The sequence below is a fragment of the Psychrobacillus sp. FSL K6-1464 genome, assembly GCF_038003145.1.
GTDB lineage: Bacteria > Bacillota > Bacilli > Bacillales_A > Planococcaceae > Psychrobacillus > Psychrobacillus psychrotolerans.
The window spans coordinates 2,435,309-2,448,120 of sequence record NZ_JBBOOP010000001.1 but is presented as its reverse complement, the minus strand read 5'-3'; the positions used below and the strand labels follow the sequence as shown (position 1 = coordinate 2,448,120).

The window sequence follows — 12,812 nt, the reverse complement described above, 5'->3', positions numbered from 1 at the left end:
AATCTTCCTAATATTGATTTCCTCTTCAGGCGGTCGCTTTCCGCGGGCACGGCTCCAATCTCCTCGTCACTGCGAAAACATATGCTCCTGCGGTTACTCGTCGCAAAGACATTGGTCAAAATAAAGTTTGCCCAATGTCTTTCCTGCGGGGCTTTCAGCTCGCGCTGTCCCGCTGGAGTCGCCGCCTTCCGCTCCAATCAAACGAATTGACTTTATAATAAATAAAAATGAACTAGATAAAAAATGGAGTCTTGAAAACATAACCTTGAGTATAAATTAGCAAAAGATTATTAGGCTATATGAAAGGTCAGGTGATAGACATGTTATAGTTTTATTAAAATATGCAAATAAATGGAGATGTAATAGTGAGTAAAACTTATATTAATCAGAGTACATTATCTTCTAAATTAGGGTGGTCAGAGGCTACCGGTAGGAAATGGATTACTGAGTTTCAAGAATTTGTTCCGCCTAAAATGGTAGGCAAAAGTAAAATGTATGATGATAATGCGTATAAAGTTTTAGTTACCATTAAACAACTTTCTGATAAAAGATTCACCAGAGGGAAAATATTAGAGATTTTTAAGGAAGAAGGCGTTCCTGAAACTGTAGATGAGGTAGAAAAAATAATTAAAGAATATTCAGTTTTAGACGAACTAGGACAAGCTCTAGTTGATTCAATCCCTTCATTAAAAGATCTTATTATTCCTTTATTGAATGTCATGAGGGATAGAAAACCCTTCATAGCATCAATGTTAAATAAAGGTGTTGCTGAGTATCTTTCACTAACTGATGATCAATTAAGTATTGCTTACCCTGAAAGTAAGGAAACTATTTTTACGTCTAGGATGAGAGCATCGAGGTTTTCTTTGCAAAAACAAAGTTATATTGAAGAAGTAAGTACTCATACTTATCAAATTACCAACGAAGGAATAGAACTATTAAATAATAACAACGTGGATATAAACGAAGAAATTGAAGAGTTAGAAAAGGTTATTGATCCTATAGAAGTAATTCAAGAAAATGTCGAGGAGATCGAAGAAGAACTTGTAAATAAGTTAGTGAATGAATTGAAAAAAGCCCATTGGAGAAGACTGGAAACAATTGTTGTTGAATTACTCACGGCGATGGGCTACGGAGATGGACAGGTAACACAAAGAACTAATGATGGTGGATTAGATGGAATAATCAAAGAAGACAAACTAGGTTTAGATAATATCTATGTTCAAGCAAAAAGATGGGAAAATACGGTTGGTAGACCGGAAGTTATGAGTTTTTCTGGAGCATTGGATGCGAAAGCAGCTAGAAAAGGCATTTTTATAACAACATCATCTTTTTCTAAAGGAGCAGAAGAATATGTTGAGCGTCTTGAATCTAAAAAAATTATATTAATTGGTGGAAGAAAACTTGCAAGACTAATGATAGAGAATGATATAGGAGTAAGTATAAAGAAAAAAATAGTTTTGAAAGAGATAGACTTTTCTTATTTTGATGGCGAGTAGCTGCGCATAGTGGGAGAAGCTACACTGTTTGGGTATTAATGTATGTGTGAGTTAAAGAAGAATTAGATTATAGCATGGTAGAAGAAAAACAAAGCTTAAATAAAAAATGGCTAAACGTGAGAAGTTTCACGTCTAGCCATTTTGTTAATCTATGAGTTTATACTTCTGGACGTTCTTCTGTACGTACTACTAATACGTCGCATGTAGCGGAACGTACGATATATTCGGATACACTACCGATCAAGAATCTTTCCATTGCATTTAAACCAGTCGCTCCACAGATGATAAGATCTGCTTCTACTTTTTTAGCAATGTCTTTAGAAATCATTGTTTTTGGTGAACCGTAATCCACAACAACATTTACATTTTGTACTCCAGCAGCAAGCGCTTCTTTTTTATATCCACCTAGTAAATCTTCTGCAAATGTTTGAGCTCTTTCAGCGATAGAGCGGTCATAAGCTTCAATTGCAGCGAATGAACGAGTATCGATAATATTAATAAGATTTAATGTTGCATTGTTACGTGCGGCAATAGAAACAGATTTTTTGAATGCATATTCCGCTTCTTTGGAACCATCGACTGCAACTAAAATTTGATTATATTTTAATGTCATTTTAAAAACCTCCTTGTTGGTTATATATATAGTATTCGAGATTGTTAGACATATTCCTTCTTTTTATTCATATTAATTCTGTATATTAAGTCATATTTGTGAATACTTAAAATTGAAAATTAAATAGTTGCAGTATTTTAAATATATAAATGATAAAATGAATTTGTATGAAATATTGTGTCATCTTCATACCAACATGATTTACATAGGAGGATGCAAGAAATGCGTATTGGGATTCCAAAGGAAACAAAAAACAATGAAAATCGCGTAGCAATGACACCAGCTGGAGTAGTGAGTCTGACTCATTACCAACATGAAGTTTTTATCGAAACCGGAGCTGGGCTTGGATCAAGCTTTACAGATGAGGACTATATTACTGCAGGTGCTAAAATTGTATCCACTGCAAAAGAAGCATGGGATCAGGAGATGGTCATGAAAGTAAAAGAACCTACTCATGCTGAATATGAGTTAATCCGTGAAGAGTCAATTCTTTTCACCTATTTACATCTAGCTCCTGAAGCGGATTTAACAAGAGTACTAATAGATAAAAAAGTTACAGCTATAGCATATGAAACAGTACAATTACCTAATAATACATTACCGTTGTTGTCTCCGATGAGTGAGGTTGCTGGCCGTATGGCAACTCAAATTGGTGCACAGTACTTAGAGCAAATACATGGTGGAAAAGGAATATTACTTGGTGGAGTTCCAGGAGTTCCTCGCGCAAAAGTAGCAATCATCGGTGGAGGGATTGCTGGGGCCAACGCAGCGCGTGTAGCTATTGGGATGGGAGCACAAGTAACGATCATCGATTTAAATCCGGATCGTCTTCGTCAATTAGAGGATATCTTTGGGTCAAGCATCCAAACATTAATTTCTAGTCCATATAATATTGCAGAGGCAGTTAAGGAAGCAGATTTAGTAATTGGGTGTGTATTAATTCCCGGTGCAAAAGCTCCGAAATTAGTAACAGAAGAAATGATTAAAACGATGTCTCCTGGTTCTGTCGTAATTGATATTGCTATCGATCAAGGTGGAATTTTCGAAACTTCTGATCGCATCACAACACATGATAATCCAACATATGAAAAACATGGGGTAGTACATTATGCTGTAGCAAATATGCCTGGAGCGGTTCCAAGAACTTCTACAATGGCGCTTTTAAATGCTACAATTCCGTATGCGTTACAAATTGCCAACAAAGGCTATAAACAAGCATGTCTAGATAACCTGTCACTTCAAAAAGGACTTAACACTTTAGCGGGACATGTTACTTTTAAAGCGGTTGCAGAAGCACAAGATTTACCTTATGTAGATGTAGCTACACTTTTAAAATAATATGATAAAATAATCACTCAAAGCAATTATGCTTTGAGTGATTTCTAGTTAATGGGGCGATATTATTGATGTATTTATACATAGGACTTGCAGGTTCGTTAGGGGCGGTTGCAAGGTATGCTATTAGTATTATTATGGTACATGATTCAGGTTTTCCATTTTCAACTTTACTGGTAAACTTGATTGGATGTTATGCATTGGCATATCTAATGTCTAGAAGGCTCCGATTTTCGAGTAGACTAAAGTCTGCCATTAGTACAGGTTTTCTCGGATCTTTTACAACTTTTTCAGCATTCAGTGTGGAAACGATCACAATGATAGAAGCTAACCAAATTGGTATTGCCATTCTTTATATGACAGTAAGTATTGTAGGTGGAATTATGATGAGCAATCTTGGATGGAAAAAAGAGGTGGGACCATGAATTTCATCTTAGTTGGTATTGCGGGATTTATCGGTGCTAATCTACGATATATCCTTTCCAAAAAACTAAACAAAAGCGCAAGTGGTTCCTTCCCATTTGGTACACTATTAGTTAATTTAGTAGGGGCATTTTTGCTTGGTTTATTGGTCGGTAGTCAAGCGGGAGAAATTTATATGGTTTTTATTGGATCAGGATTACTAGGTTCTCTGACGACTTTCTCTACTTTAAATAAAGAACTATATTCCCTGCAAAAATATCCTAAAACTTGGCTTATGTATTTTCTTATTACTTATGTAGGGGGCTTAGTTTTTGCATATGTTGGATACTTACTATTTTTGTGAAAATATCATTTCGGAATAGGAGCTATTAATAATGACAGATTATAAACAATCTAAAGAAACGAACTGGGATGATGGACACAGATTATGGCCATTGCCAAATATGCCTTGGACAATGAAACAAACTTGGAATGATTTGCTTTTTGCTCATTTTCCAGTTAATTTTAATGTCTTACGAAAACTAGTTCCTAACATATTCCCATTGGACACTTATGATGGCGTGTGTTGGGTCGGAGTAGTACCATTCCATATGACAGATATTCGTTTACGTGGATTACCTCCTATTCCAGGAACTGATAAATTTCCAGAATTGAATGTTCGAACATATGTAACAATCGATGGTAAACCAGGAGTATATTTTTTTAGTTTGGACGCCACAAATCTACTTGCGATAAAAGTTGCTAGAACTTTTTATCACTTACCATATGTTCGTGCAAATATGAAGGTCGAAAAGCAAGGGGATATGATTGAATATGAGAGTGTAAGAAAATCTGAGGATGCTCGGTTTGTGGCAGATTATCGTCCAGTATCTGAGAAATATTTTGCAGAAAAAGGTTCTTTCGAAGAGTGGCTCGTGGAACGTTACTGCTTATATACACTAAACCCCAAAGGAGTTCCATTACGATGTGACATTTTACATCACCCATGGGAACTTCAACTGGCAGAAGCAAATATTAAAGAAAATACAATGCTTAGTAGTCGAGGTATTGTTGTAGAGAATGACAGTGTAGTCCTGCATTATTCAAAACAGATCGAGGTAAGAATGTGGCCGCTTGTTAAAGCATTTTAAAAAAACAAAGCACTGCATGTTCGCAGTGCTTTGATAGATATCTTATAAAATTTGTAATTCTTTCGGAAACTTCGTTAACACTTCAACGCCACTTTCTGTCACTACTACATCATCTTCAATACGAACGCCGGTAATATCAGGATGATATATTCCAGGTTCGATTGTAAATACCATTCCTTTTTCTAGCTTCATGTCATTCACACCAGTTATCGAAGGGAATTCATGGACAGAAATTCCAAGTCCATGTCCTAGACGATGGGTAAAGTATTCTCCGTAACCAGCTTCTGTAATAATATCTCTTGCAGTTTTATCAAGCGCCATAGCAGTAACGCCTGGTTTTACTGCCGCCACCGCAGCTTCTTCTGCACGACGTACTGTTTCATAAATTTCGCGTTTGTCTGGAGAAGGTTCTCCAAATGCTACTGTACGCGTAATATCTGAGCAATAGCCGTTATACACTACGCCTAAGTCAAAAAGAATGAAATCTCCTTTTTGGATTTTACGGTCACCAGGAGTTCCGTGAGGTGAAGCTGTTTTAGGACCACTCAACACCATTGTGTCAAATGACATCTGTGCAGCTCCTTTTTCTTTTACGGCCAATTCAATGGCATTTAAAATTTCAATCTCCGTTTTACCTTCTGCAATTTCCTTGCAACCAACTTCAATTGCATAGTCCGCAAGCTCGGCCGCTTTACGCATATTGACTAATTCTGCTTCAGACTTAATAACACGTAGGTCATTGATTTTTTCGTCGATTCTAGAAACTTGCAGATTTGAAAGTCGTTCTTCTAGTGCTTCTAATCTTTCAACTGTCATATGTGATTTCTCAACCGCTAGGCTTTGAATATTACTAGCCGTTTCATTCATTTTTTGTACTAAGATATCCCATGCATTGTCCGTGTCTTGATGTCCAATTATTTCTCCATTCCAACCTGCTGCTTTTGCATCTGGAATTTCCATTTTAGGACAAATGATAAACGGTGCAGCTTCCTTGAAGATGGCTACACCTAAAAGACGCTCATGGGGATTGCTTTTAAATCCAGTAAAATAAAAAACGTTATCTGGAGTAGTGATAAATGCTGCATCAATTTGATGTGTTTGTAGATAGGATTGTATTTTTTCTGTTTGATTCATATGGGCACCTCTTTTAAATTTAATACTATAAGCATATCAGAATAAAGGATTTCTGACATCTACGTTGAATGAATTATAAGGAGTACTACTTTTAAATAATGATTCAAAAGGAGAGAATACAATATGGAAATCAGCTATCACGGACATTCGGTAGTTAAAATTATGACCGATACACACACAATCTTAATAGATCCTTTTATCACTGGAAATGGACAAACTGATTTAGATGCGGCCAAAGAGAAAGTAGATGTAATTTTAGTGACGCATGGTCACAATGATCATTTAGGAGATACAGTAGACCTGGCAAAAAGAAATAATGCCACGGTAATCGCAACATTTGAACTTGCCAATTATGTAGAATCATTCGGCATTAATGTGCATGCCATGGGAATAGGTGGATCTTATGATTTTGAATTTGGAACAGTAAAATTCACGCAAGCATTTCATAGTAGCTCGTTTACAACAGAAGATGGAGAAATTATTTATGGCGGAATGCCTGCTGGAGTACTTTTCACATCGGAGGGCAAAACTATCTATCACGCAGGCGATACGGCTTTGTTTGGAGATATGAAACTAATCGGTGAACGCAATAATATAGATGTTGCATTCCTTCCAATTGGAGATAATTTTACAATGGGTCCAGAGGATGCAGCATACGCGGTACAGCTACTAAAACCTCAAATTGTTGTACCGGTACATTATAATACGTTTCCACCTATAAAACAGGATCCTCAAATATTTAAGAACCTTGTAGAAACTGCAGAAGTACAAGTGTTGAGTGCTGGTGATCACGTTCAATGGATTCGTGACTAGAAAATAAGGCTTATGTGGTACAATAAACGTATAATAATCGTTTGGATGTGACTACATGACAACAAAACATGAACAGATACTAGCATATATAGAAAAACTTCCAGTAGGCGATAAAATATCCGTTAGACAAATTGCAAAGGATTTAACTGTCAGTGAAGGGACAGCCTATCGTGCGATTAAAGAGGCAGAAACGAGAAGAATAGTCAGCACTATTGAACGAGTAGGGACAATTCGCATCGAGCTAAAGAAAAAAGAAAATTTCGAGCGTTTAACCTATGCAGAAGTAGTAAATATTGTGGATGGTCAAGTATTGGGTGGAAAAACCGGATTGCACAAAACGTTAAACAAGTTTGTGATTGGGGCAATGCAACTAGAAGACATGATGCGGTATGTAGAGCCGAGCAATCTGTTAATAGCAGGGAATCGATTAAAGGTTCATGAGACTGCGTTACAAGCCGGTGCTGCAGTTCTAGTTACAGGTGGATTTGATGTAACTGAGAACACCAAAAGATTAGCGGACGAACTAGAGCTCCCCGTCATTTCTACCAGTTATGATACATTCACTGTGGCTACAATGATCAATCGTGCAATTGATGATCAACTCATAAAAAAAGATGTGTTATTAATCGAAGATATATATGTTCCGCTACAAGAAACGTCGTATTTATACGCTACTGATCAAGTGAAACAATACCGAGTACTAAATAATAGTACAACGCACGGTGTTTTCCCGGTAGTGGATGCCTCGAAGAAATTAGTAGGAATAATAACAGCTAGAGATGTTATTGGTAAATCTAACAATGAACCGATTGAAAAAGTTATGACGAAAAATCCTATTTCCGTCACGATGAAAACAAGTGTATCGTCAGCAAGTCATCGAATGATTTGGGAAGGTGTAGACCTTTTACCTGTTGTGCGAGATACCAATTATTTGGAGGGTGTCATCAGTAGACAAGATGTCTTAAAAGCATTACAGGCTGCAGCTCGACAACCACAAAATGGCGAAACGATAGATGATATTGTTAAACAGCAAATAAAAATTATTTCTACAGAGGATTTTATATTTGAATTTGTCGTTACACCTCAAATGACGGATCATTACGGTGCTATGTCCAATGGAGCTTTTACGATATTAGTAACGGAAACAGGGGCACAAACATTGAAGATTCGTAAACGTGGGGAAAGTGTCGTTGAGAATATGACCATCTTCTATACGAAACCAATTCAGCTTGAAAGTATTCTACGCATTCAAGCGAAAGTATTAGAACTGAGCAGAAAAGTTGCGAAGATGGATATCGAAATCTTTAATGATAAATTACTAGTAGGAAAAGCTATGGTCACTTATCAGTTATTAGAAAGATAAGCATTTCAAGCTTTTTTTGTAATTGGTTCTAGTCATAGGACAAAAAAATGATGCAGCTAATTTAGCTGCATCATTGATTTATAGATAATTCTTCTTTTACAAATTGCCCGTAGTGTTTGGCTACTTTTACATTGTGATATGTGAAATAAGCTCCAAGTAAAATAAACAGACCGGCAACGACATATGTTATAGAAGATTGATAAACGATTAGAAAGTTAATACCAAAAAACAATAAAAATGCTCCTAGACATACGGAAGCTTTTGCGCCAAGCCATTTTTTGCGTATTGGCAGTGGTGTACGGAATTGCTTCGTTTTAAAATAAAAATACCAAACAAATGTAACTACTATAACTGCTACTAATAGTATATTAAGCATAATGACCCTCCATCTAAAAGTTAAGCTGTTATCTATTGTAAAGGGAAAAGTGGAAAAATGCGAATAGAAAAAACAGACAAGCGAGGTTATATGGGATGAAAAGACAAATCATAGACACAATCGAGAAGTACGAAAAAATTATATTGCATCGGCATGTTAGGCCCGATCCAGATGCCTATGGTTCCCAAATAGGATTAAAAGAACTCATTCAGCTAAATTATCCATCGAAAAAAGTCTTTGCCACTGGAACCCATGATGAAACGCTAAATTTCCTAGCTCACCCTGACGAGGTTTCTGATGAGGACTTTCAGGATGCTTTAATCATTGTCACAGATACAGCAAATACCGAAAGAATTGATGATGACCGATATAAATTAGGAAGTTATATTGTGAAGATAGATCATCATCCTAATGATGATGCTTATGGCGATTTACTATGGGTAAATACAGAGGCGAGTTCGGTAAGTGAAATGATCTGTGAACTATTCGAAGAAGCAAAAAACTATAAACAGTGGAAAATGGATGCGTCCATTGCACGATTATTATTTGCAGGAATAGTAGGAGACACAGGTAGATTCATGTTCCAAAGTACAACTAAACAGACAATGGATTTTGCAGGAGAATTACTTACATATGGTTTTGATAGTACGAATTTATTTAATGGCATGTATGAAGTCGAACGGAATCTTCTTCAGCTAAAAGGCTATGTATATGCTAATTTTGAAATGGATGAAACTGGTGTAGGTCATATTAAACTTACGAAAGAAATTCTACAAAAATATCAAGTCGACCAATCAGAAGCATCCTTACTGGTTAGTGCATTAGCTGATGTAAAGGGCATGAAATGCTGGGTTTTCTTTATAGAAGATTCTTCAGAAATTCGAGTTCGACTGCGTTCAAAAGGTCCGGTTATTAATGGAATAGCCAAAAAGTATGGTGGCGGGGGACATCCACTTGCCTCGGGAGCTGCTGTAAAGACATGGGAAGAAGCTGCTTTAGTAATAGAAGATTTAAAAAAGCTGTAAATTGAGGTGTTAATATGAAAACAGTATATCCACAAATTGTGACATCGGCGGATATGCTGAAAAGCACAATTCAGTTGGAACAACTTATACAAAAGTTAAAACAAAATAATGCAGGGGCAGCAGCCATTACAAATAGTAGATTGTATGGTTTACTGCCTTTTTGGCATGCATTACATGCACAACAGATTAAAGCCGTACTTGGTCTCACTGTTAATGTACAACTTGAAACTGGTATTGTAAGTTTGGTGCTCTATGCAAAAGATAATAATGGATATGAAAATTTGCTGAAAATATCGAGCAGTATCGAGACAAGAGAAATTACAGTGCTCCCCAAAAGATGGTTAGAAGCATATAAGAATGGATTAGTCGCTGTCTACAAAGGAGAGTCTTCCACAGAGCTTGAGCTGCTTAGCGAATTACAGATGATTTTTGGGAATGGTCAATTTTATCTAGCAATAGAACGCCCAAATGGGGAAAAAATGGAGCATGAAGAAACCATCATCCAGTACAGTGAACAGTTATCTATACCTATTACTGCTTTCCATATGAGTCGATACATAGAAAAAGAAGATGCTTTTGCATATGAAGTGTTAAATGCAATGGATCAATCACTTAAAATGAATGATCACACTCGCCTAAAACCATCTTCAGACTCCCTTCACATACTTTCTAGTGAGGAATGGAGTGAATGGTTTTTTGATGCCCAATCATGGATTGAAAACACGGAGAGAATGCTAAATAGTTGTAATGTCTCTATTGAAAAGTCTGCTTCTATTATGCCTAAGTACCCATTACCCGAGACGAAAAATTCTAAGGACTACTTAAGAGAACTTTGTGAAGAGGGATTGAAGAAACGGATAAATGAAATTACGAAGCCATATGTTGAACGTTTAAATTACGAACTATCCATTATTAACCAAATGCATTATGAGGATTATTTTTTAATCGTTCAGGACTTCATGAGATTTTCAAAACAACAAAATATATTAACTGGACCTGGCCGTGGGTCTTCTGCCAGTTCACTAGTAGCATTTTCTTTGAATATAACAGATATAGATCCCCTGCGATATGGTTTACTATTTGAACGATTCTTAAATCCTGAACGTATCACAATGCCGGATATTGACATCGATTTTGCAGATTCTAGAAGGATGGAAGTTATTCAATATGTCGTAAAGAAATATGGCCAGAACTATGTTTCTCAAATAATTACATTTGGTACATTGTCTGCAAAAGCAGCAGCAAGAGAGGTTGCTAGAGTGTTTGGATTTGAATCTACCACTTTAGAAGCTATTTCTTCTTTCATACCCGCAAAGCCTGGGATCACGTTAAAAGAAGCATTTGATATGTCTGAGAAATTACGTGAATTTATACAAACAGAGGAAATCCGAAAAAAATGGTTTCAGGTGGCACTAGCTTTAGAGGGGTTACCTAGAAATGCCTCCACACACGCAGCGGGTATAGTATTATCACCAGTGTCTCTAGTAGATGTTATCCCTATTCAAAGTGGGCATGAGGATATCTATTTGACCCAATGGCCAATGAAAGAAGTAGAACAAGTCGGCTTACTTAAAATGGATTTTTTAGGGTTGCGAAATTTGACGATTATTGAAAGAATTTTAAAGATCATTAATTATGGACAAACTGACCCATTCAAGTTAGCGGAAATACCGCTCCATGATGAACTGACCTTTCAGTTATTGCAGCAAGGGGATACTACGGGGGTATTTCAATTAGAATCGGCAGGAATGCGTCAAGCCCTTAAACAAATCAATCCAACTAAGTTTGAAGATGTTGTTGCAGTGAATGCACTATTCCGACCAGGGCCAATGGATAGCATTCCTTTATACGCCAAGCGAAAAGCTGGTCAAGCACCAGTAACGTATGAACATCCCATATTAGAGCCAATCTTAAAAGAAACATATGGCATTATTGTTTACCAGGAGCAAATAATGCAAATTGCTTCCAAAATGGCTGGCTTTACATTCGGGGAAGCTGATTTGTTACGCAGAGCTGTGAGCAAAAAAAATCGAGAAGTCTTACAAAGTGAACGTGTACACTTTGTTCAAAAAGCAATTCAAGAAGGGCATTCAGATCAGTCTGCGACAGCAGTTTATGATTTAATCGTCCGATTTGCTGACTATGGTTTTCCAAAAAGTCATGCTGTCGCCTATAGTGTAATTTCTTTTCAAATGGCGTATTTAAAAGCCCATTTCCCTGTAGCATTTTATAGTGCACTATTAAGCATTGCTACAGGAAACCAAGTGAAAATTAATGAACTAATGATGGAAATGAGACAAAAAGACATGGTTATTCTCGCTCCATCTATATTTAGTAGTCAACGCTTTTTCACAGTGGAAAGCGGAGGTATTCGTTTCGGTTTACAAGCTATAAAAGGCGTTTCCCATAATTTTATTCAAAAATTATTACAACAACGCAAGGAGAGAGAATCACAGTGGGAAGATATTTTTGAACTTGCCTCCGATTTATCTGCAGTTTATTTCACTAGAAAAAATGTTGAACCATTGATCAAAGCTGGGGCTTTAGATGAATTTGGTTACGATAGAGCCACTCTATTATCGACTTTAGATGCAGCTGTTAAATATGCTGAATTGATAAGTCCTACAGAAGAATCTGATTTGTTTGGTGGAGATGCTTCTCATTTTGGAAAGTCTAAACATATTAAATCCGAACCACTTCCAATAATGGAGAAATTGCAATTTGAGAAAGAAGTTTTGGGTCAATACTTTTCGGAGCATCCTACTGTATCTAAAAAGAAAATGTTAAATGATAAACTCGTTGATATTTGGGATGTTTTGCAGGCAACAAAAGATATCCAAGTGAAAATAGTTGGAATTATTCAAGACATAAAACGTATTCGGACAAAAAAAGGAGAAGCAATGGCTTTTCTAACAGTACAGGATGATACGGGTAGTCTATCGGTAACGTTATTTCCAGAGGAATATGCAAAGTTCAACGCATTATTAAAAGAGCAAGAGATGCTCGTTATTTCAGGGAAGTCAGAACGTAGAAATGGTCGTTCACAAATCATTACTAAATATATAGAGAACTAAGCTGCATAGATTATTATGCAGTTTTTT

At 36.5% G+C, this 12,812-nt stretch carries 12 protein-coding genes; 9 read left to right on the top strand and 3 right to left on the bottom strand.

The window, feature by feature from the left end; genetic code table 11:
* The first annotated feature begins 365 nt into the window (after window positions 1-365).
* Entirely contained in the window at window positions 366-1,499 is a 1,134-nt protein-coding gene (locus tag MKX39_RS12345; protein ID WP_340769720.1) for a restriction endonuclease, read from the top strand.
* Between the two features lie 157 nt (window positions 1,500-1,656).
* Here MKX39_RS12345 and MKX39_RS12340 read toward each other — a convergent pair whose 3' ends face one another.
* Entirely contained in the window at window positions 1,657-2,112 is a 456-nt protein-coding gene (locus tag MKX39_RS12340; RefSeq protein WP_093536879.1) for a universal stress protein, read from the bottom strand.
* A 222-nt stretch (window positions 2,113-2,334) separates the two neighbouring features.
* Here MKX39_RS12340 and ald point away from each other — a divergent pair, with 222 nt between their 5' ends.
* The 4 genes from ald to MKX39_RS12320 all read left to right on the top strand — a co-directional run bounded on the left by ald (window position 2,335) and on the right by MKX39_RS12320 (window position 5,000).
* Window positions 2,335-3,450: an alanine dehydrogenase gene (ald, locus tag MKX39_RS12335; RefSeq protein ID WP_093536880.1), complete on the top strand. Its 1,116-nt coding sequence runs from the start codon at window positions 2,335-2,337 to the stop codon at window positions 3,448-3,450.
* A gap of 68 nt (window positions 3,451-3,518) precedes the next feature.
* Complete coding sequence (gene crcB, locus MKX39_RS12330; protein ID WP_340769719.1) at window positions 3,519-3,872, top strand: fluoride efflux transporter CrcB; 354 nt, start codon at window positions 3,519-3,521, stop codon at window positions 3,870-3,872.
* Window positions 3,869-4,213, top strand: coding sequence for a fluoride efflux transporter FluC (locus MKX39_RS12325; protein WP_340769718.1), 345 nt, complete (start codon window positions 3,869-3,871; stop codon window positions 4,211-4,213). Before crcB ends, MKX39_RS12325 begins: the two co-directional genes overlap by 4 nt.
* A 31-nt stretch (window positions 4,214-4,244) precedes the next feature.
* A complete protein-coding gene (locus tag MKX39_RS12320; RefSeq protein WP_445678025.1) occupies window positions 4,245-5,000 on the top strand; it encodes a YqjF family protein in 756 nt (251 codons plus the stop codon).
* A 42-nt stretch (window positions 5,001-5,042) separates the two neighbouring features.
* Here MKX39_RS12320 and MKX39_RS12315 read toward each other — a convergent pair whose 3' ends face one another.
* Window positions 5,043-6,134, bottom strand: coding sequence for a M24 family metallopeptidase (locus MKX39_RS12315; RefSeq protein ID WP_340769717.1), 1,092 nt, complete (start codon window positions 6,132-6,134; stop codon window positions 5,043-5,045).
* 123 nt (window positions 6,135-6,257) lie between these two features.
* Here MKX39_RS12315 and MKX39_RS12310 point away from each other — a divergent pair, with 123 nt between their 5' ends.
* Window positions 6,258-6,947, top strand: coding sequence for a metal-dependent hydrolase (locus MKX39_RS12310; protein ID WP_340769716.1), 690 nt, complete (start codon window positions 6,258-6,260; stop codon window positions 6,945-6,947).
* 55 nt (window positions 6,948-7,002) lie between these two features.
* Entirely contained in the window at window positions 7,003-8,310 is a 1,308-nt protein-coding gene (locus MKX39_RS12305) for a DRTGG domain-containing protein (RefSeq protein WP_093536886.1), read from the top strand.
* Between the two features lie 70 nt (window positions 8,311-8,380).
* Here the strand turns inward: MKX39_RS12305 and MKX39_RS12300 are convergent, their stop codons facing one another.
* Window positions 8,381-8,686, bottom strand: coding sequence for a YtpI family protein (locus MKX39_RS12300; RefSeq protein ID WP_093536887.1), 306 nt, complete (start codon window positions 8,684-8,686; stop codon window positions 8,381-8,383).
* A 95-nt stretch (window positions 8,687-8,781) separates the two neighbouring features.
* Here MKX39_RS12300 and MKX39_RS12295 point away from each other — a divergent pair, with 95 nt between their 5' ends.
* Entirely contained in the window at window positions 8,782-9,711 is a 930-nt protein-coding gene (locus MKX39_RS12295) for a DHH family phosphoesterase (protein ID WP_093536888.1), read from the top strand.
* A 14-nt stretch (window positions 9,712-9,725) separates the two neighbouring features.
* Window positions 9,726-12,785, top strand: a complete 3,060-nt coding sequence (gene dnaE, locus MKX39_RS12290) for a DNA polymerase III subunit alpha (RefSeq protein WP_340769715.1) — start codon at window positions 9,726-9,728, stop codon at window positions 12,783-12,785.
* Window positions 12,786-12,812: the final 27 nt, after the last annotated feature.